The following is a 20,985-nucleotide window of genomic DNA, read 5'->3' on the forward strand; positions in this document are numbered from 1 at the left end:
CAAGAAATTTTACAATACTTATGAAAAATATTGCATTGGTAGTAGGCGCTACCGGAATTACAGGAAGTAACCTCGCTGAGGAACTGATCGCTCAAGGCTGGACAACATATGGATTGTCCAGAAATCCAACCTCCAATATCCAGGGCCTTCATCCTGTTAAGGCAGACCTGATGAATGAACAGAATCTTGCTGAAGCCCTGGAAGGAATCTCTCCTACTCATATTTACTTTACCACATGGATGCGTAATGATACTGAAGAGGAAAATATCCGTGTCAACAGTATGCTTGTAAGAAATCTGTTAAATGTTTTATCTGCTAAAAAATCAGTGAAACATGTGGCTCTGGTTACAGGACTTAAACATTATCTGGGCCCATTTGAGGCTTATGCTAAAAAAGGAGTTTTACCGGAAACCCCTGTCAGAGAAGAACATCCAAGGCTTCCTCTCCCCAATTTTTATTATGCACAGGAGGATGAAGTGTACAAAGCTTCCGAAAGAGATGGCTTCACATGGAGCATTCACAGACCACACACGGTTGTTGGATACGCCGTGGGAAATCTGATGAATATCGGGACTACATTGGCTGTGTATGCCAGCATCTGTAAGGAAACAGGACGAAAATTTATCTGGCCGGGATCTGAGGCACAATGGAATGGCGTTTCGGATGTAACAGACGCAAGAGTCCTGGCTAAGCAATTGGTTTGGGCTTCCACCACAGAATCGGCCAAGAACCAGGCATTCAATATTACCAATGGAGATGTCTTCCGGTGGAAATGGCTCTGGAAAAGGCTGGCAGATTGGTTTGACGTAGAAGCTGAAGGTTTTGACGGTACGATAAAACCTCTGGAAAAAGAATTGGAAAACGACCACGAAATCTGGACTGCAATTGCAGAAAAATACAATCTGAAAGAAAAAAATCTCAACCGTCTCTCTTCGGCATGGCATACCGATCTGGATCTTGGGAGACCTCTGGAAGTGATGTGTGATATGTCAAAAAGCAGAAAACTTGGTTTCACAGCTTATACCAGTACAGAAGATTCTTTTACAGAGGTCTTTAAAAGATTAAAAGCTGAAAATATGATTCCTTAATAGAAATTGTTGGAAAACGTAAAAACGCAGAAAAGTGTAACTCAGAGAGATTATGTAGGTTCAAATTTTATCGGAGATAAAATCTTTGCATCTTAAGAATATTTACACTGCCAAATTCTCTTTGTGTCTTTGCGTTTTCCAACAATTAATTAACTCTAATATTAAAAATTGTGTTTTTTTAATGATTTATACTAAACTTCTGTAGTCGTTACGCCAAATTTCTTTTTAAAAGAAGAATAAAAATGGGATAAATTCTCAAAACCCAGATCAAGATAAATATCTGAAGGTTTTTTATCCTTGTTTTTAATTAAATAATAGGCTTCCTTTAATCTCTTTTCCTTCAGCCATTGTTTGGGTGTCATCTGAAATGTTTTATTAAAATCCCTTTTAAATCCTGATAAACTACGGCCTGTAAGCCTTGCAAAAGCATCTACTGATGCATTGAACATAAAATTTTTGTTCATAAACTCCGCAAGATCAATTTTATGAGGTTCTGAAAAATCAAAAAGCAGATTTTTAAGATCAGGATTACTCAGCAAAAGAAGTTCTATGGCTTCTTTCACCTTTAAGGCTGCTAATTTTGGAGGAATCTCCAGTGTTTTATTAATGTAAGGAATAAGAGATGCAAAATAGCTGAAAAAAAAATCGTTAGGCTCAAAAAACAACCGCTGATTCCCTGGAGAATTATTATGTACAGTTATTTTGTTTTCAGCTGCATACTGTCTCAGCGTTTCATCATCAAGCGTGATGGAGATAAACTGATACTTTTCATGCGCTGAAGGATATTTAATAGTCCTGATCAGTTGATTTTTTCTGACCAGAACTACTGTATTTTCTTTAATCACAGTCTTCCCTTGCTCATGAAAAGCATGTGTTTCTCCGGAGATCTGAAATCCTAGAAAATGATCCGGAATGAATTCTTCGTGACCTCTGTAGGACTCAAAAGCACATGAATAAACCAGTTTATCGAATATGATCTCAGAAATGTTTTCCATGATACAAATATCTGAAATTTAAGCAATAGTCAAAGCGCCCGCCTCTGCAATTTCTTTATCCTGTTCGGGAGTTCCGCCTGATGAGCCTATCGCACCAATGATCTTTCCTTCTGTGTTTTTAAGGACAACACCGCCTGCAATAGTCAGAAGCCCATCATTTGAATTCAGCATACCGTAGCTGTGAATCCCGGCTTCCGAAATGATTTCTCCCATCACATCACTGTTTACTCCGAACATCACTGCTGTTTTTGCTTTTTTAACCGCAAAATCAATCACTCCATAAACACTGTCCAGTCTTGCCAGTGATACCAGATGTCCTCCGGCATCCACCACAACAATACTTACAGGAATATTCATAGATAATGCTTTTTCCTTTGCTGCATGCAGCGCTTTTTCTGCAGTCTTATAATTCAGTTCCATGATATTAGCTTTTTGCGGTCCATGCATCTGCCTGAAGCTGTTTTACAAAATCTTCAGTATCTTTTGGATGTACATTTCTAAAATGACTTTCATCATCTAATGCTACATTCACAATCACCTCTGCCATAGACTGTGGATCCAGCTGATGAGCTAATGATTCTGCAGTACCATCGAAAACTGAAGGTGGTGTAAAATTAGTTTCAGGGTTGTACCAACGGGAAATAGTATCTACCCCACGGTCATTAAACCCTGTTCCAAAAACACCCGGATTACAGGTAGCAATTTTAATATTAAACTGAGCCAATTCTGTTCTTAAACCTTCAGCTATGGATCCCATAGCATGCTTTGATGCACAATAAGCAGCTACATAAGGAACAGTCCATAGTTCACCCATAGAAGTTGTAAATACGATTTTCCCCGGTTTCTTTTGATCTATCCATTTTTTGATGAATCCTTGCGCCAGTTCCAACCCACCAAAGACGTTTACATCAAACATTGAACGGATTAAATCGATTGGCTGCTCGGCAATAGGCCCGCCCTCCATTATTCCTGCATTGCTGATTAAAATATCGATATCATATTTCCCATGAATATAAGCAATATCTCGAGGATTGGTTACATCCAGTTTGTCTACTGTAATTTCTACTCCCTGTTCTTTTGCCTCTCTTATAAGGTCGCTCATTTGCGGGTAAACCTGTGCAGTAGCAATTACCTTGTGTCCTTTTTTTGCTAAATCAAATGCTGCGATTTTTCCGAATCCGCTTGCTGCACCTGTAATTAAAATTGTTTTACTCATTGTATTCTTTTTTAATGTTGTTACAAATTTCTAAGATTTCATGAAGCTCAATGTTGTTGCAGCGTTCAATTTTATATTGCTGAAAAGTTCAGATAATCCAGCTAAAAGGAAAATGTTTTGCTAAATAAATAGTGTTTAAAAATCATAAAAAAATATATTTATCGTTAGATTTGTAACTATTAAACTAAAAAACCATGTATGCTTAAAATTAAGACACTCTTTTTGATTTTTTTATCCACTTCTTCTTTTAGTTTTGCTCAAAACTGTACTTGTGAAAGCAATTTTCAGTGGGTAAAAAAAACATTTGAGGAAAATGATGCCGGATACCAATATGTAATCGATAAAAAAGGACTTCCTGCCTACCAGGCTCATAATAATGTTTTTCTGAATAAAATTAAAAATACAAAATCTGATACTGAATGCACTCAGACTATTTATGAATGGCTTAAATTCTTCAGAGCCGGTCATTTTTCTATCAAAATGATCGAAAAAGATAATCAGAAGCCTCAGCCAGTAACATACGAAAATAATAAAACTGAAACGGTAAAAATAGATATTGAAAAATTTAAAAAAGAAATTTTATCTAAAAAGGATTCTGATATTGAAGGTATCTGGGAAGTTCAGCCTTACACTATAGGAATTAAAAAAATCGGAGATGTTTATAAAGGTTTTATTATCCAATCCGGAGCAGAAAACTGGAAACCTTATGAATTGAAACTGAGCCTTACTACTGATAAAACAAAAGGAACTTACTATTTAAGAGACAAATCCGGACAGGAAATAACCAATGTCCGATTTATTGGAAAGAATTATCTTGAAATCAATGATTTTACCTTAAAAAGATTTTCTCCAAAATTTGAAAGAGAAGAAAATATTGAGACTTATCTTGAAGCGGCCAGCGCAGAAAAGCCTTTTTTAAAAGAAATTAATAAAACTACCCTGCTTTTAAGAATTCCTTCCTTTAATGGAGCTTTGAAAAAAGATATAGACAGCGTGATCACAGCTAACCAATCTAAAATTGAAAGCACAGAAAATCTGATCATTGATATCAGAAATAATGGCGGCGGAAGCGACAACAGTTTTGCTAAAATTATTCCGTATCTCTACACTAATCCTATCAGAAGCGTAAGAACACAATTTTATTCTACAAAGCTGAATAACCAGAGAATGCTGGACTTTTATGAGAATTACCAGAAATATGGAATCCCGGCTGAAGAAAGAGAATATCTAAAGAAAGCCTACGACAAGTTAAGTCAGAATTTAGGCAAGTTTGTAAGCCTGCAGGATGATGGAAATATAGTAGGAATCAATAAAATGGATAAAATTTCACCGTATCCAAAAAATGTAGGAATTATCATCAATGAAAGGAATGGCAGTACCGCAGAAGAGTTTTTGCTGGCAGCTAAACAAAGTAAAAAAGTAAAACTTTTTGGAACTACAACTGCCGGGGTTTTGGATATCTCCAATATGTATTTCCTTCCCTCTCCCTGTAATGAATTTAAACTCGGATATTCACTCTCTAAAAGCTTCCGTATACCGGATATGGCCATTGACGGAAAAGGGATTCAACCGGATTATTACATAGACAAAACAATTCCTGATTATCAATGGATTGATCATGTAAGCAATATACTTAACGAAAAATAATATAGAAAAGCTGTTTCAGATTGAAACAGCTTTTTTTATCTGTTTTCAGACATTCAATCATCAAAAAATTAACTGTTTATTGTAAATTGGTTAAGTTTTTGAAGCTTGTTCTATAAAACCAGTCACACCATTGAAATTAATCACATTTACAAAAAAAGGAATCTACTGTCCTCATGGAAAATTTTATATAGATCCGTGGAGACCCGTAGATATGGCGGTTATTACCCATGGCCACGCTGATCATGCCCGTTGGGGAATGAAAAAATACCTTTGCCATCATTTTACGAAACCTATTCTGCATCAAAGAATCGGAACTGATATTGAATGCGAGAGTCTGGAATATGGAGAGATTGTGACTATTAATGGCGTAAAGCTTTCTTTACATCCTGCTGGGCACATTATAGGTTCTGCACAGATTAGACTTGAATATAAAGGATATGTGACCGTCATTTCAGGGGATTACAAAGTTCAGAATGATGGATTGAGCACTCCTTTTGAGTTGGTAAAATGCAACGAATTCGTTACAGAAAGTACTTTTGGGCTGCCCATTTACAATTGGCTGGAAGTTTCCGACTTAAATAAAAAACTACAAAATTGGGTACTGAAGAATAAAGAAAATAATAAAACATCTGTCTTTATTGGCTATTCTTTAGGGAAGGCCCAGCGCATTATGAAGGCGGTGGAAGACCTTGGAAAAATATACGTCCACTATTCTATCGGAAAACTGAATGAAGCTTTTGAAACAGTAGGAATCGACCTTCCGGACTATACCATAGCAGATTTCAGGGAACGTCCAAAAGAGATGGAACATGAAATTGTAATTGTTCCTCCTGCTTTACTTGACAGTAATATCATCAAAAAAATTCCTGATCCTGCTACTGCAATATGTTCCGGCTGGATGCAGGTTCGCGGTGCCAGAAGATGGCGGAGTGCAGATGCAGGCTTTGCCATGAGTGACCATGCAGACTGGAAGGGATTATTACAGACTGTAAAGGCTACGGAAGCCGAACTCGTACATGTTACCCACGGACAGACTGAAGTTTTTTCAAAATACCTGAATGAAATCGGAGTCCGGGCAGATGTTGTGGAAACTTTATTTGGAGAAGACGAAGAAGAATCTGAAAAAGAAATCATAGAAAATCCCGAATCATGAGACATTTTGCAGACCTTATCAACGCTTTGGAAACGACCAATAAGACCAATGCTAAAATTGATGCCATCATTGATTATCTGGAACGTGCTCCTGATGAAGATAAAGTATGGTTTATCGCCTTGTTTACAGGGAAAAGACCCAAGAGAAATGTGAATACCAATTACATGAAAGAATGGGCTCTGGAAATTACAAAACTTCCTTACTGGCTGTTTCAGGAATCTTATTCTTCCGTGGGTGATCTTGGGGAAACCTTATCATTGATTCTTCCACCCCCGCAGGAAAATATAGAGCGTACCTTATCAGAATGGATGAATGATATTGTCGGTTTAAAAGGGAAAACAGATACAGGAAAAAAAGAATTTGTGTTGAATTCATGGAATGGTTTGGACTATACTGAACGTCTGATTTTCAATAAATTAATTGGTGGAAGTTTCAGAATCGGGGTATCAGATAAAACCTTGATCAATGCTCTGACAAAATTTTCCGGCCAGGAATCAAGTGCACTGATGCATAGCTTAATGGGAAAATGGCTGCCAGATGAAGTCTCTTTTAAAGAGCTTATTGATGCTGAAAATGTAAACCCTGACAACTCAAAACCTTATCCCTTCTGCCTTGCTTACCCTTTGGAAAAGGAAACTGAAGAACTTGGAAATCCTGATGAATGGCTGGTGGAATACAAATGGGACGGAATACGCGGACAGATTATCCGTAGAAATGATGAAGTCTTCATCTGGTCCAGAGGAGAAGAGCTCATCACAGAACAATTTCCGGAGATCACAGAAGTGGTGAAAGCCATGAAAGGCAACTTTGTAATAGATGGAGAAATACTTGCGGTAAAGCAAGGTAAAGTTTTAAATTTCAATGAATTGCAAAAAAGATTAAACAGAAAAACTTTAACTAAAAAAATGCTGTCGGAAATTCCTATAGAAGTCTTTGCTTACGATTTATTAGAACTTGAAAATAACGATCTGAGAGAAAAACCCATCTCTGTAAGAAGAGCTTTGCTCGAAGAATTATTATTAAATGAAGTGCCTCAGAACATCAGCATCTCCAAAAGTCTTGACTTTGAAAAATGGGAAGAACTGGATTCTCTTCGTGAAAATTCAAGAGAAGTAAACAGTGAAGGATTGATGTTAAAACAAAAAAACTCACCCTACCATTCCGGCCGGAAAAAAGGCGACTGGTGGAAATGGAAAATTAATCCGTTTACTATTGATGCAGTGCTTATTTATGCCCAGAAAGGAAGCGGCAGACGAAGTGCCTACTATACAGATTATACTTTTGCTGTAAAAAACGGAGATACTCTGGTTACTATAGCCAAAGCTTATTCCGGACTTACTGATAAAGAAATTATGGAAGTAAGCAGATTTGTGACCAAAAATGCCATTGAGAAATTTGGCCCTGTCAGAACTGTAAAAGCAGAACTGGTCTTTGAAATTGCCTTTGAAGGAATAGGTTTCAGCAACCGCCACAAAAGCGGTGTTGCTTTAAGATTTCCGAGAATTGTACGATGGCGAAAGGATAAAACTGCGGATGAAATTGACTCTCTTGAAGAAATTAAAAAATTAATACAATAATATTTTAACGCAAAGACGCAAGGATTTTTGACTTATTAGTACTATTTTTTCGTTCGTAAAGGTACTTCGTTCAGCTATATTAAAATATGGACTTTGCTAAGTGAAACGCCCTTGCGATCGAAAATAAAAAAATATCATATAAAATCTTAGCGCCTTTTGCGTTAAAAATTTAAACTAAATATAAATTGGCAGCTTTTGAACATACCGACGGATTGAAGATCATTCAGCAATGGATGACCGATAAAGGTATTGCCCCTTTTAAATTCCAGTTGGAAACCTGGAAGAAATTTGGAAACGGCTACAGCGGAATGGTCGTAGCTCCTACCGGTTTCGGAAAAACTTTTTCGGTCTTTTTAGCCTTAGTTTCAGACTTCCTGAATCATCCTGAAAGCTATAAAAAAGGCTTGAAAATGATCTGGATTACTCCACTCCGGTCTTTATCCAAAGATATTGCGAAAGCCATGCAGGAGGCTATTGATGAAATAGGACTCGATTGGACTGTAGGTGTAAGAAACGGAGATACCGATCCGAAAGTACGACAGCAGCAGATAAAGAAAATGCCCGAAATTCTGGTTGTAACTCCGGAAAGCCTCCATTTGCTTCTCGCTCAGAAAAATAATGAACCATTTTTCAGAGATATGAAATGTGTCGCTGTGGATGAGTGGCATGAATTACTGGGTTCAAAACGTGGGGTTATGGTGGAACTCGCCATTTCCCAGCTTAGGAAATATGTTCCCAAGATTAAAATCTGGGGGATTACAGCGACCATCGGAAATCTGGATGAAGCCATGGAAGTTCTTATTCCTTATGAGAGCAAAAAGACAAAAATCACAGCCAAAGAGCACAAAAAGATAGATATTCTCCCGGTTTTTCCGGATGAAATCGAAATATTACCCTGGGCAGGACACCTCGGAAACAAACTCGCAGATAAAGTTGTTCCGATTATTCTTGAATCAAAATCCACCATTGTATTTACAAATACCAGAAGCCAGAGTGAAATGTGGTATCAGCTTTTGCTGGATGCTCACCCTGATTTTGCAGGACAGATCGCTATTCATCACAGTTCCATTGATGCCCATTTGAGAATCTGGATTGAAGAAAATCTAAGTTCCGGCAAATTAAAAGCAGTGGTCTCCACATCATCGCTGGATCTTGGTATTGATTTTAAACCTGTGGATACTGTTATTCAGGTAGGATCCGCCAAAGGTGTTGCGCGGTTCCTTCAAAGAGCAGGACGCAGTGGGCACTCCCCTTTTGAAACCTCCAGAATCTATTGTGTTCCCACTCATTCTTTGGAACTGATTGAAGTTTCTGCTTTAAAAGAAGCTGTAAAACAAAAAGTAGTTGAGCCCAGAGAACCACAGGTCTTGTGTTTTGATGTTTTGGTTCAGTTTCTGATGACGCTTGCCGTTGGCGATGGCTTTTATCCTGATGAACTCTATGAAAGAATCAAAAAAGTATATGCCTTCCAGGAAATACTCGATGAAGAATGGAAAAGCATTCTTGAATTTCTTACCATTGGCGGCAGTGTGTTGAAAAGCTATGAAGAGTTTCATAAGGTTGTCATTATGGAAGATGGTCTTTATAAAGTCACTTCAAGAAAGATCGCTATGCTTCACCGGATGAATATGAGGGTGATTGTAAGTGATGCTATGCTGAAGGTGAAATTTATTTCCGGAGGGTATATCGGAATGATTGAAGAATATTTTATTTCAAAATTGAAAAAAGAGGAAAAATTTATTCTGGCCGGGCGCACGCTGGAGGTCGCAATGATCAAAGATATGACCGTTTATGTAAGAGCAGCCAAAGGAAGAGCACTGGTTCCGAGTTATCTTGGTGGAAGATTGCCTTTAAGTACCAATCTGGGACATTTTTTAAGAGAAAAGCTCTCCCATGCCTTAAACCCGAAAGCTTCCGAAAAAGAACTGAAATTTTTACATCCATTGCTCATCAATCAGGAGAAGAACTCTCATATCCCCAAAGAAGGTGAATTCCTGGTGGAAATGATTAAAAACCGTGAAGGATATCATTTGTTTATGTATCCTTTTGAAGGCCGTCTGGTACATGAAGTAATGGCCGCACTGATTGCCTATCGTATCTCAAAACTGGCCCCTATTTCCTTTTCGATGGCAATGAATGATTACGGATTCGAGCTGTTCAGTGATAAAGAAATACCGCTTAATGAAGATAATCTGCAGCAGATTTTAACCAGAGATAATTTGATGAACGATGTGATTGCAAGTATCAATTCTGCTGAAATGGCGAGAAGAAAATTCAGAGATATTGCTGTAATTTCAGGAATGGTAATTCAAAACTATGCCGGGCAGCAGCGCTCCAACAAATCATTGCAGAGTTCAGCCGGGCTTATTTTTAAAGTACTGGAAGAACATGATTCCAATCATTTTTTAATAAAACAGGCCTATACGGAAGTCTTTAACATGCAGCTTCAGGAACAGCGGCTTGTAGAAGCTTTTAAAAGGATTGAAAAGTCTGAAATTATTCTAAAACATTCCCGTTCCTTTACTCCACTCAGTTTCCCGATCAAAGTAGACAGTCTGAGACAAACACTTTCCAGTGAAGGACTTGATGCAAGAATTAAAAGAATGCTGAAACTCTCCAATATAAGTGATATTTCGTAAATAAATTAAGTGGAATTTAATCTTATTCTTAGCCTAATATTCTAAGTTAATTTTCTTGATAAGTTTAAATAATCATCGTAACTTAGAGTATAGCTTCTCAGAAGTTTAAATAAAATTTAAAATGGAAAAATTGTTCTTAGTCCGCCACGGACAGTCACTCTGGAATCTGGAAAACAGATTTACAGGGTGGAAAGATATCGATATAACTGAAGCCGGTATTGAAGAAGCAAAAAAAGCAGGTCTTGCTTTAAAAGGAGAAAAAATAGATATTGCTTTCACTTCTGCATTGATCAGAGCACAGCATACCTTATCCATCATCCTGAATGAAATAGGGAACCCCAATATACCGATCGTTAAAGATAAAGCGCTCAATGAGCGTTCTTACGGAAATCTGGAAGGATTAAATAAAGCAGAAACCGCTCTTAAATATGGTGATGAACAGGTTCATACCTGGCGCAGATCATTTGATGTAGTTCCGCCGGGCGGAGAAAGTCTTAAAGATACGTACAACAGAGTAATTCCCTATTTTGAAAGCCAGATAAGACCATTGTTAAAAAAGGGCGAAAATGTATTGATTGTCGCTCATGGAAATAGTCTCCGCGCACTGATCATGTACCTTGAACATCTGTCTCCTGAAGAAATTTTAGAAAGAGAAATAGCTACAGGCTTTCCACTGACTTATGTTTTTGATGAAAAGTTTCGTGTAAGCCGGAAGGTCAGCTGATTCAATTAATATAACGTAATTTTAAACATTAAATTTTCAATTATAAAGCGTGTTTATAGCAACCAAAAGCATTTCTGTCCAAAATGAAACTTTCATTCTGACCAATCAGCGTGCGGTATTCCGGGAAAGGGAAAAAGCCCTTATCCTTTCTGATCTTCACATCGGAAAAACAGCGCATTTCCGAAAAAATGGTATTGCACTGGCCAACCATATTATGAAAAGCGATCTGGAAAGATTATCAGCACTGATTGAATTCTTTCAGCCTGAAAAATTTATTGTAGTTGGAGATCTGCTTCATGCAGGAGACAATTCTGATGTGGATGAATTCTGTACATGGAAAAACCAATATCCCAATCTACAATTTTATCTTATTGAAGGAAACCATGACCGAATCCCGGAAGCATTGGAGAAAAAATTATGTTTTCATCACAAATCCGAATGGCTGGAAGTAGATGGTATAACCTTTATTCACGATTTTGATACGGCCAGATCCGGATTTCAGGTTACCGGACATATTCACCCCGGAATTGTTCTGAATTCTGCTGTAAAAAATATCAGGCTTCCCTGCTTTGCACTCAGCAGCAATCAGTTATTGCTTCCGGCTTTCAGTGAATTTACAGGATTGGATACTAAAAATTTACCTAAGAAAAGTACATTTTTTGTGTTTACAGATGCTGAGATTTATGAAATTTGATAAAGCTTTTTAATATAAACAGAATAAAGGCAGATAAAACCTGCCTTTATAGCACCACCTTCTTCATTTATCAATCCTTGTCAAGGATTGCTCACTAAAATAAAATGATTAGTAAAATTTTAATTTTTCTTGCTTAAACGGATACTGTATAGAGTAATCAATACGGTGACCACCAAAAATAAAGCTCCGATCCATGGTGTACTTACCAAACCTAAAGAGGAGGTCACAATTATCCCCCCTGCATAAGATCCGATTGCAATACCCATATTAAATGCGGCAATATTAATCCCTGAAGCTACATCCTCAGTTCCCGGAAGTTCTTTCTCTGCAATCTGTACCACTAATAGCTGAAGCCCGGGAACGGAAGCAAATGATAATGCTCCTAAAAAGAAAAGTGTAATAATACTTAATACCGGACTGCTTACAGTAAAATAAAATGCAAGCAATATCAATCCCTGGGCAGCAAACATCCATAGAAGGGCTTTTAGAGGATTTTTATTTGCAATTTTTCCTCCAATAAGATTTCCCAGGGCAATGGCAATTCCATAAATCAAAAGGATAAAAGTGACGGTTGACTCCTGAAACCCTGTAATTTTCTGTAAAATAGGTGACAGATAAGTAAAAACTACAAATGTTCCTCCGTATCCCATAGCTGTCATTAAAAAGGCAAAAATCAGACGTCTGTTTCCCAATACCTTAAACTGACTTTTTAAAGAAGCTGTTTTTCCATTTTTCAGGTTGTTGGGAACCAATAATAAACTGGCAATTAATCCAATAATCCCAAGGATTGAAACCCCAATGAAAGTTGCTCTCCAACCAAAATGCTGTCCTATGAAAGTTCCTAGCGGAACTCCTGTTACAATGGCGAGTGTAAGCCCGGCAAACATAATGGAAATGGCAGTTGCTCGTTTCTCCTCAGGAACTAATGAGGCTGCAATGGTAGAGCCAATGGAAAAATAAACCCCATGAGCAAATCCCGTGAGGATTCTTGCCAGCACTAAAGTAATAAAGCCGGGGGCAATAGATGCCAGACCGTTTCCGATAACAAACAACAGCATGATGGAAACCAAAAGTGTCTTGCGTGGAATTTTCCCCGTTAATGCTGTTAATACCGGAGCCCCAATAGCCACTCCTATCGCATAAAGACTTACCAACAGTCCTGCTGAAGGAATCGTAATCCCTAAATCTGAAGCTACTGTTGGAAGCAGACCTACAATTACAAATTCCGTAGTTCCTATTCCGAAGGCACTTATCGTTAATGCCCATAAAGCTGCAGGGAGACCTTTTTTAGCAGCCTGTGTTGCAGTATTGATCTGTATTTCTTTTTGATAATTCATTGTCTTGTATTTTGTTGATATTGACAAGGCAAATTTCCGACGAATAATTGTATTATAAAAATTATTTAAATTGTATCAATGTATCATAATAATGATAGTTTTATTTTACATTTAAAATTTGTTCCTTTGTAGGATAATCAGTTATTTTTAATGAAGAAATCAGAAGCCACCCGCCTTACTATTCTCCAGAAAGCGTTCGAATTGATCTATGTGAAAGGTTTCCAGACGACAAGCATCGATGAGATTATTGCAACAACTCAGGTGACGAAGGGGGCCTTTTATTATCATTTTAAAACCAAAGATGAAATGGGACTGGCTATTATCAATGAACTGATGAAACCCAATTTCAGACGCAACTTTATTGAATCTCTTCAGAATAATAAAAATCCATTGGATAATATTTATGAGATCATCTACAACCTTCTGATGGAAACTGACTTTTTAAAAGTTGAATATGGCTGTCCTACTTCTAATTTTGTACAGCAAATGGCGCCATGGCACACCGCCTTTACTCAAGCTTTGCACGAACTTTCAAAAGAATGGGAAAATGCTTTCGCAGAAAGTATAGAAAAAGGTAAAGAAACGGGAATAATCAAACAAGAAGTAAGTGCAAGAGAAGTAAGCATTTTTGTCATTTCCGGTTATTGGGGTGTCAGAAATCTCGGAAAAGTTGAAAATTCTAAAGAGGTTTATCTTGTTTACTTAAAAGGACTTAAATCGTATTTTAAAACCCTTCAATAATTTTTTTGATTAAAAACATACTAATTAGTATGTTTTTGTTATACCTTTGCTCTGTTCAAAAAAATAAACAATGTATCAAACCTTAACTTTTTTACATTCTCAGACCCGCTGGCTGGTTTTAATAAGCCTGATGTATGCAATCTTCCGCTCTTATAAAGGATATTCCTCCGACAGGAAATTTACCGGAACTGATAACGCTGTGAGACACTGGACGGCTACGATAGCTCATGTACAATTAATTATCGGAATGATATTCTATTTCAAAAGTCCTGTGGTCCAATATTTTTGGAAAAATTTTAATGAAGCCAAAGAATCTTTTGAACACCTGTTTTTCGGGTTGATTCATATTTCATTGATGATTACAGCCGTTGTGATGATCACTATCGGTTCCGCTTTAGCCAAAAGAAAACCTTCAGACAAAGACAAATTTAAAACCATGGGCATCTGGTTTTCTATAGCACTGATCATTATTTTCATTGCTGTTCCGTGGCCTTTTTCTCCTTTAGCAAACAGACCTTATTTCAGATAATTATGATGGATTTATTCAAAACAAAAATCGGCCGGCTAAGAATTCTGGCGATTCTGGAAGGCATTTCACTGCTAACTTTAGTATGCATAGCCGTTCCTATGAAATACTGGATGGGGAACCCATTATTTGTACGATTAATAGGCCCCGTTCATGGAACATTATTCCTGCTTTTTCTGTTCAATACGCTGAGTGTCGGCGTAGAACAAAGCTGGAAATTTAAAGAAATAACATGGAAAGTAATTCTTGCCTGTTTTATTCCTTTTGGAACATTCTATATTGACAAAAAAATCCTGAGCAAACTATGAAAAGTGTGCTTATATTCTGTGGAATAGCTTTTATACTGTATATTGTGTATAGGATTTATCAGTTTCAGACCTTAGATAACGGATTGCCTGAACTGATCAAAAAAGGAGCAGTCATTCTTGATGTAAGAACTGAAAAAGAATACGAAACGGGACACATAGAAGGTTCTGTCAATATTTCATTAGGAACAATCAGAGAGCGGTATATAGAATTGAATCCTGAAAAAACATACATTACAGTATGTTCCCATGGACTTCGAAGTGTAAAAGCAGAAAATATCCTGAAAGAAAGAGGCTTTAAACATATTTATAACGGCGGTGCCTGGAGTGATCTCCAAAAAACAATCAATCCATAAATGAATAAATAAACCCTCCTTGAACTTTGTCGCGGGAGGGTTTATATTTTTAAACCGTTTTATCATCCAGCCATATAACTTTTTGCTCAGATGAGTGCTTCTGCCCTATGATATCTCTATATAATTCAGGTCTTCGGGCTTTAATATACCTGTACCCTCCTGCCTGAGTAAGCTTTTCGGGAGTAATGACAGCCAATTCAAAGCTGTCTTCCCACGAATGACATTCTGCAATAATATCTCCGAAGGGATCTATAATCATAGAACATCCGTTTTTCAGCTGGTCATCATCCATACCGACAGGATTTGAAAAAACAATATAAGCGCCGTTATCATAGGCTCTTGCCGGAAGCCATTTCATCAGCCAATCTCTCCCCTTCATACCATCAAATTCTAAACGCAAAGAGATAGGATCTGCTTCCCTGTTCTCCCAAAGCTGAGGATCAACAAAACCAGCTCCCGGCCTAGTGGAAGGAGTACACATGGTAACATGGGGCATAAAAATAATTTCGGCACCAAGAAGCCTTGTCGCTCTTACATTTTCAATGATATTGTTATCATAGCAGATGAGAATACCACACTTCCAGCCCATGATATCAAATATACAATACTCATTGCCGGGTGTAAGATGGGGATTGATAAAAGGATGTAATTTTCTGTACTTAGCCTTCAGCCCTGTTTTATCAACACATACATACGCTTTAAAAAGATGATCATGCTCATCTTTTTCAAACAGTCCGGCTAATATGGTGATGTCATTCTGAGCGGCAATATCCTGCAGTTTTTGAATACTCTCCCCTTCCGGAATACGTTCTGCAATATCAAGGAGCTGCTCTCTGGAAAGTTTCCGTGCAAAAGTATACCCTGTAATGGAACATTCATGAAAAGCAATGACATGAGATCCCTGGGAAGCGGCCTGGCTGGCCAGTTTTTCTATGACAGACAGATTATAAGCCTTATCACCACTTCTATTTTCAAATTGTGCGGTTGAAATTTTAATATTCATTGATTTTTTTAAGCAAAACTAGATAGCTCAGCCTCTAAAAAATTGTATAAAACCGACAAGCTTATTTATAGTTCAATGAAATTGACAGCCATTTTATTTTCTGTTTTCAAATACTGTTTGGGAGTAAGCCCGATATTGTTTTTAAATTCCCTGATAAGATGGGACTGATCGGAATAACCTGCTTCATAGGAAAGCATCGTCATATTTTTATCATCAACACTTTTATTAACAAGGCTTAAAAAGTAATGAAGACGGATAATATTTCCATATTTTTTAGGAGATATTCCCATATGAAATTCAAATTTCCTTTCCAGATGACGTTCAGAATATCCTGTGAATTTTTCTAATTCTTTGGATGATACAACGCCTTTATTTTGAAGAATATATTGCTGTGTGGCCGCTATAATATGATGATCCGTGTTTATTGTTTCGGATAAAAATTCAGTAAAAAAAACATTAAGATCATTGATAACGGTCAAGGGATTTGTTTTCTTAAAAAGTTTTTCCTGAAATATTTCCAGTTTATCCTTTAAGACATCTTCAGCAGAGACAATCTGATCTCTAATCTCTTTGGCAGAAGTTTTTAAAAGGATATTTAAAAAATAGGGCTGAAATACAATGGCAATCAGCGAAAATTTTCCTTTTGAAGAGAAATCTTTATACCCATTTAAAGTTCCATAAAAAAAAGAAAGCGGCATCCGATCTTCTGAAACACCGGAATACAGATTCATATCTCCGGATAGAATAAGCCCGGAACTGCCATCCGTAAACAGCCTTAAACTCCTTATATCCTTTTCAGAATTTTCCAAAAAGATATAATGCCTGATAAAAGGAGTCAAATGTTTAGGAGGCGAAATCTGCATTCATCAAATGTACATAAAACTTATGGGCAGAAAAAGAAACTCTTTTAATATTCAAATTCTCTCCAAATATTAAAATCCTTGCGTCTTATACCATAAAAAAATTATCCTTGCGTCTTTGCGATTTCCAACAAATACTCATAAGTTTTTGAAAAGAAATCCATTCCATGTACCACATTTTATTGTCTTTTGGTCAGGTATTTGAATGATTTAGTCTACATCAATCACTTAAAATATTATATTATGTCAACAAAGAATCTCAGCCATCTTGAGGCGATCAAAAAAATCAAGGAACTTTCAGAAAGTTCAAAAATATGTATGTTCTGTACAGAATTGGAAACCGTTCCTGTGAACTCAAGACCTATGACTCTTCAGGAAACGGATGACAATGGAAATCTCTGGTTTATAAGCAGTGGAACCAGTAACAAGAATTTTGAAATCAAAGAAGACCGAAGAGTACAGTTGTTTTTTATGAATAACAGTGATTCCCAATATCTTTCCGTGTACGGAGAAGCTTCTGTTTACAAGGATAAGGCGACCATAGAAGAAAAATGGTCTCCTTTAGCGAAAGCCTGGTTCGATGGAAAAGACGATCCCAATGTTACCATTATCCGTGTAGAACCTAAGGAAACTTACTATTGGGACACTAAAGCAGGAAAACTGGTCAGTCTCTTCAGCTTTGTTGCTTCTGCAATCACAGGGCATAAAACGAACAATTCTGACGGTGTAGAGGGAAATGCAACCATTTAGAAAGTTCTGAATGGGCAATAAATTCTCTCAAAGATTTTACACATAAATGTAATTAGGAAGAAAACAAAAAACGAGGCTGTTTCAGAAAGTCAAATAATTGGCTTTTGTCATTCTGACAAAGGAAGAATCTCATTGATAACTAAATACACGAGATTCTTCACTACATTTCATTTCGTTCAGAATGACAGTTTTGAAACAGCCTCGTTTATACAACAAGATTAATATTCTATTTTTTCACATCTTCCATAGATGCTCCAAAATTAATATGAAGAATGTTACCGTTAGGTGTGACTAAAGCTGGTACAGATTTTACGCCTGCCTTTTCAGCTTCTTCAATTTTATTTCTGTCATTTCCTAAATGGATAATTTCAATATTTTCCAAACCTATAAGGTTGATAATATCATGTTCTGCACTGATACATACAGGACATCCTGCATGATAAAAAATGGATTTTTTCATAAGATTGTATTAATTAACAAGGGTTTTAATAATATTTTTTAATTCTTCAGTCTCTTTTTCCTGAAGAGGTTTTAAAGGACTTCTCAAATTTCCGCCGCCTTCCCCCAGAATCGTAAGCCCTGATTTTACAGCTCTTGGCAATCCTTTATTGACAATAAATTTTAAAAGGTCAAACTGCTGGTAGAAAATAGTTTTTGCTTTTTCAAGATTCCCTTCCTCAACGGCGTTGTAAAGACTGATAGTAAGCTCTGGGATAAGATTCGGTGCAGCGGTACACCAACCTCTTGCTCCGGCACAAAAGGCGGCCAGTGCCAAAGGATTAGAACCGTTATAGAATGCCACTTCGTCTCCCAATTCTCTTCTTAAAAAGTGCATCCTTTGAATATCTCCTGTACTTTCCTTAATCATTGTTACATTAGGAATTTCAAGGAGTCTTTTCAATAAGGCTGGTGACATGTCTACTCCACTCGTTGCAGGATTGTTATAGGCCATAATCGGAATAGAAATTTTACGGGCTACCGCGTCATAATGAGTTACAATCTCATCATCTGTAAGTTTCCAGTAACTCATTGGGATAATCATCACCGCATCAGCGCCTGCTTTTTCTGCAAACTGAGCATGGTGAATTGTTTTTTCCGTTGTAAGATTGGAAACTCCCACCAGCGTCGGAATTCTTCCTTTTACCTGCTGTAAAGTAGCTTCCGTTACTTCTTCTTTTTCTTCATCAGATAAGTAAGGCATTACCCCTGTACTCCCCAATGGAGCAATTCCGTGACTTCCGGAAGTAACCAGTCTTTCTACCAGATGTTTGAAAAGAGGAATATTTACTTTTTCATTTTCATCAAAAGGTGTTATGGGATAGGCAATAATCCCTTTAAATGGAACATTTTTCATGTTTTTCTGATTTAAAATTTAAAATCCTGATATTAAAGGTCTCTGCCTTCTTCTTCTCTCAACGCAACACCCAGATTCTGCAGCTGAGGAGCATTTTCGCAGGCAATATATTTGGCTGGTTCTGTGTCGCTAAGATTCTGATGCTTGTGCCATGCCCATGAAGGAATATATACGGCATCTCCAGCTTCCCAATGCACCCTTTCATCTTCTACTTCTGTCCAGCCTTTCCCTTCGATCACAAATAATACGGTTTCATAAGTATGACGGTGTCTGTTGGTTTGCTGTCCGGGAGTGAGTCCGCCAATCGTCATACTTACATTCTTACTTGGAAGATCTACAAAGAAAACCGGGTGTTTCCTTTCTGTTGAAAACTGATTGTGCTCTCCTGCATTTTCTACATTTTTATGAATCAAATGACTTGGTTTTACATACTTTGGTCTTGCAAAAGTTTCGTGAAAATCTTTAGAACTGAATTGTTTCTTATCCATGATTTTTAAATTATTATGGTTTTGTGCTTTATTGCATGACAAAATTATTTTATATTTGGCCTATTCAAATGATTCAGTTTTTACATAAATAGATAGTCCAGATGCTTCGACCTTGGAAATTAGAATTAGAAATTGATAAAAAGCTTGCTAAAGCCGTTTATCTACAGATTGCAGATACAATCATTAGCGATATCCGTTCAGGAAGATTAAAAGCCGGAGATGCACTTCCCGGAAGCCGAAATCTTGCTCAGACTCTAAAAATTAACAGAAATACTGTGGTAGAAGCTTATCAGGTTCTGATTAATGAAGAATGGGTAGTTTCCAAAGAGCGGAAAGGAATTTTTGTTTCTGAAAGCCTTCCTCCTTTGCATGAGAAAAATGCAGCTAACACACATGGTTCTTTGAATCAGCAGATTATTTCCGGAGGAATGTTAATCAACTTTGATGATGGCCATCCGGACAGTAAAATTGCGCCGGTAACGGAGCTGGCAAGGGCTTACAGACAGATTTTCAGCATTAAAGCCAAGTGGCAGATGATGGGATATGGAAACGAGCATGGTGACACGGAATTCCGTAAAATGATCTCTCAGATGCTGAATCATCAGCGTGGAATGCACATTCATGAAAATGAAATTTCCATTACAAGAGGAAGCCAGATGGGTATGTTTCTGACCGCTCAGACTCTTTTAAACTCCGGTGATAACGTTATTGTGGAAGATCCGGGTTATCAGCCCGCATGGCAGGCTTTTAAATATGCAGGAGCTCAGCTTTTGCCTGTACCTGTGGATAAAGAAGGAATCAATATTGAAGCTATTGAAAAGCTTTTGACAGAACATCAGAACATAAAAGCGATATATATTACTCCCCACAGACAATATCCTACAATAGTTACCCTAAGTTTGTCAAGAAGATTGAGACTTATTGAATTATCAAACCAATATAATATCACAATCATTGAAGATGATTATGACAATGAATTTCATTTCGGTTACCGCCCTATCCTGCCGATTTCAAGTTTTCCGGAACTTCAGCATTATGTATACATCGGAACTTTAAGCAAGGTTGTTGCACCCGCTTTAAGGATCGGTTATCTGGCAACAAAAAACCAGAAACTATTACAAAGAATTGGTGATTTGAGAAAGATTATCGATGTTCATGGAGATGTAATCATGGAACAGGCTGTTCTGCAGCTGATCAAAGAAGGGGCTGTAAAAAAACACATCAAAAAAGCAACCATCCATTATAAAAATAAAAGAGATTTTGTATTTGAACTGCTGATCAAACATATGAAAGGCATTGCAGACTTTACATTGCCTGAAGGCGGTCTTGCTTTCTGGATCACTCCAAAAGTTAAACTGGATTGGGATGCTGTAACCGCTCAGTTATTGGAAAAGAATATTAAGATCATTCACCCGAAACAATACAGCCAGAACCATGTGAACGGATTCAGGTTAAGCTACGGAGCGCTTTCTGAAGAGCAGCTGGAGCAAAGCATTCCTCTTATTTCAGAGGTTTTTGCTAAGTTTTTTTAA

Annotated in this window: 22 protein-coding genes; 13 read left to right on the forward strand and 9 right to left on the reverse strand. The window is 37.3% G+C overall.

The window, feature by feature from the left end; genetic code table 11:
- Positions 1-20: 20 nt before the first annotated feature.
- A complete protein-coding gene (locus tag ACPF63_RS09335) occupies positions 21-1,088 on the forward strand; it encodes an SDR family oxidoreductase (protein ID WP_426482801.1) in 1,068 nt (355 codons plus the stop codon).
- A gap of 191 nt (positions 1,089-1,279) precedes the next feature.
- Here ACPF63_RS09335 and ACPF63_RS09340 read toward each other — a convergent pair whose 3' ends face one another.
- From ACPF63_RS09340 to ACPF63_RS09350, 3 genes are read right to left on the reverse strand one after another with little or no spacing between them, the layout of a single operon-like run.
- Positions 1,280-2,083, reverse strand: coding sequence for a helix-turn-helix domain-containing protein (locus tag ACPF63_RS09340; protein WP_426482802.1), 804 nt, complete (start codon positions 2,081-2,083; stop codon positions 1,280-1,282).
- A gap of 18 nt (positions 2,084-2,101) precedes the next feature.
- On the reverse strand, positions 2,102-2,503 hold the full coding sequence (locus ACPF63_RS09345; RefSeq protein ID WP_426482803.1) for a GlcG/HbpS family heme-binding protein: 402 nt from the start codon (positions 2,501-2,503) through the stop codon (positions 2,102-2,104).
- Between the two features lie 4 nt (positions 2,504-2,507).
- Positions 2,508-3,299 (reverse strand): SDR family oxidoreductase, encoded by a 792-nt coding sequence (locus tag ACPF63_RS09350; RefSeq protein ID WP_180563732.1) that lies wholly within the window; start codon positions 3,297-3,299, stop codon positions 2,508-2,510.
- A 198-nt stretch (positions 3,300-3,497) separates the two neighbouring features.
- Between ACPF63_RS09350 and ACPF63_RS09355 the strand changes: the two genes are divergently transcribed.
- From ACPF63_RS09355 to pdeM, 6 genes are all read left to right on the forward strand, one after another.
- Positions 3,498-4,946: a S41 family peptidase gene (locus tag ACPF63_RS09355; protein WP_426482804.1), complete on the forward strand. Its 1,449-nt coding sequence runs from the start codon at positions 3,498-3,500 to the stop codon at positions 4,944-4,946.
- 130 nt (positions 4,947-5,076) lie between these two features.
- Positions 5,077-6,099, forward strand: a complete 1,023-nt coding sequence (locus tag ACPF63_RS09360; RefSeq protein ID WP_426482805.1) for a ligase-associated DNA damage response exonuclease — start codon at positions 5,077-5,079, stop codon at positions 6,097-6,099.
- Positions 6,096-7,676, forward strand: coding sequence for an ATP-dependent DNA ligase (locus ACPF63_RS09365; RefSeq protein WP_426482806.1), 1,581 nt, complete (start codon positions 6,096-6,098; stop codon positions 7,674-7,676). The genes ACPF63_RS09360 and ACPF63_RS09365 overlap by 4 nt, the downstream gene beginning before the upstream one ends.
- Before the next feature lie 233 nt (positions 7,677-7,909).
- Positions 7,910-10,315, forward strand: coding sequence for a ligase-associated DNA damage response DEXH box helicase (locus tag ACPF63_RS09370; RefSeq protein ID WP_426483209.1), 2,406 nt, complete (start codon positions 7,910-7,912; stop codon positions 10,313-10,315).
- Between the two features lie 121 nt (positions 10,316-10,436).
- Entirely contained in the window at positions 10,437-11,039 is a 603-nt protein-coding gene (locus ACPF63_RS09375; RefSeq protein ID WP_077417446.1) for a 2,3-bisphosphoglycerate-dependent phosphoglycerate mutase, read from the forward strand.
- Positions 11,040-11,088: 49 nt separating this feature from the next.
- Complete coding sequence (pdeM, locus tag ACPF63_RS09380; RefSeq protein WP_077417448.1) at positions 11,089-11,733, forward strand: ligase-associated DNA damage response endonuclease PdeM; 645 nt, start codon at positions 11,089-11,091, stop codon at positions 11,731-11,733.
- Positions 11,734-11,852: 119 nt separating this feature from the next.
- Here pdeM and ACPF63_RS09385 read toward each other — a convergent pair whose 3' ends face one another.
- Positions 11,853-13,070 carry an MFS transporter gene (locus tag ACPF63_RS09385; protein WP_426482807.1) on the reverse strand — a complete coding sequence of 406 codons (1,218 nt, stop codon included), beginning with the start codon at positions 13,068-13,070 and terminating at the stop codon, positions 11,853-11,855.
- Positions 13,071-13,220: 150 nt separating this feature from the next.
- Here ACPF63_RS09385 and ACPF63_RS09390 point away from each other — a divergent pair, with 150 nt between their 5' ends.
- The 4 genes from ACPF63_RS09390 to ACPF63_RS09405 all read left to right on the forward strand — a co-directional run bounded on the left by ACPF63_RS09390 (position 13,221) and on the right by ACPF63_RS09405 (position 14,998).
- On the forward strand, positions 13,221-13,811 hold the full coding sequence (locus ACPF63_RS09390) for a TetR/AcrR family transcriptional regulator (RefSeq protein ID WP_426482808.1): 591 nt from the start codon (positions 13,221-13,223) through the stop codon (positions 13,809-13,811).
- Positions 13,812-13,881: 70 nt separating this feature from the next.
- Positions 13,882-14,340: a hypothetical protein gene (locus ACPF63_RS09395; protein ID WP_077417454.1), complete on the forward strand. Its 459-nt coding sequence runs from the start codon at positions 13,882-13,884 to the stop codon at positions 14,338-14,340.
- A gap of 2 nt (positions 14,341-14,342) precedes the next feature.
- Positions 14,343-14,645 carry a DUF3817 domain-containing protein gene (locus ACPF63_RS09400; RefSeq protein WP_426482809.1) on the forward strand — a complete coding sequence of 101 codons (303 nt, stop codon included), beginning with the start codon at positions 14,343-14,345 and terminating at the stop codon, positions 14,643-14,645.
- Positions 14,642-14,998: a rhodanese-like domain-containing protein gene (locus ACPF63_RS09405; protein WP_077417458.1), complete on the forward strand. Its 357-nt coding sequence runs from the start codon at positions 14,642-14,644 to the stop codon at positions 14,996-14,998. Before ACPF63_RS09400 ends, ACPF63_RS09405 begins: the two co-directional genes overlap by 4 nt.
- Before the next feature lie 49 nt (positions 14,999-15,047).
- Here ACPF63_RS09405 and ACPF63_RS09410 read toward each other — a convergent pair whose 3' ends face one another.
- Entirely contained in the window at positions 15,048-16,001 is a 954-nt protein-coding gene (locus ACPF63_RS09410) for a nitrilase family protein (RefSeq protein ID WP_426482810.1), read from the reverse strand.
- Positions 16,002-16,066: 65 nt separating this feature from the next.
- Positions 16,067-16,864: a helix-turn-helix domain-containing protein gene (locus ACPF63_RS09415; RefSeq protein ID WP_180563725.1), complete on the reverse strand. Its 798-nt coding sequence runs from the start codon at positions 16,862-16,864 to the stop codon at positions 16,067-16,069.
- A 240-nt stretch (positions 16,865-17,104) separates the two neighbouring features.
- On the opposite strand from ACPF63_RS09415, the gene ACPF63_RS09420 reads away from it, so the two are divergent.
- Positions 17,105-17,611, forward strand: a complete 507-nt coding sequence (locus ACPF63_RS09420) for a pyridoxamine 5'-phosphate oxidase family protein (RefSeq protein ID WP_426482811.1) — start codon at positions 17,105-17,107, stop codon at positions 17,609-17,611.
- A 226-nt stretch (positions 17,612-17,837) separates the two neighbouring features.
- Here ACPF63_RS09420 and ACPF63_RS09425 read toward each other — a convergent pair whose 3' ends face one another.
- The 3 genes from ACPF63_RS09425 to ACPF63_RS09435 are packed head-to-tail and all read right to left on the reverse strand — an operon-like array spanning position 17,838 to position 19,453.
- Entirely contained in the window at positions 17,838-18,071 is a 234-nt protein-coding gene (locus ACPF63_RS09425) for a thioredoxin family protein (RefSeq protein ID WP_426482812.1), read from the reverse strand.
- 9 nt (positions 18,072-18,080) lie between these two features.
- Entirely contained in the window at positions 18,081-18,965 is an 885-nt protein-coding gene (locus ACPF63_RS09430) for a dihydrodipicolinate synthase family protein (protein WP_426482813.1), read from the reverse strand.
- A 32-nt stretch (positions 18,966-18,997) separates the two neighbouring features.
- Complete coding sequence (locus ACPF63_RS09435) at positions 18,998-19,453, reverse strand: cupin domain-containing protein (protein WP_034698222.1); 456 nt, start codon at positions 19,451-19,453, stop codon at positions 18,998-19,000.
- A 101-nt stretch (positions 19,454-19,554) separates the two neighbouring features.
- On the opposite strand from ACPF63_RS09435, the gene ACPF63_RS09440 reads away from it, so the two are divergent.
- On the forward strand, positions 19,555-20,985 hold the full coding sequence (locus ACPF63_RS09440; protein WP_426482814.1) for a PLP-dependent aminotransferase family protein: 1,431 nt from the start codon (positions 19,555-19,557) through the stop codon (positions 20,983-20,985).

The organism is Chryseobacterium sp. R2ACT005 (genome assembly GCF_049949215.1).
Classification (GTDB): domain Bacteria; phylum Bacteroidota; class Bacteroidia; order Flavobacteriales; family Weeksellaceae; genus Chryseobacterium.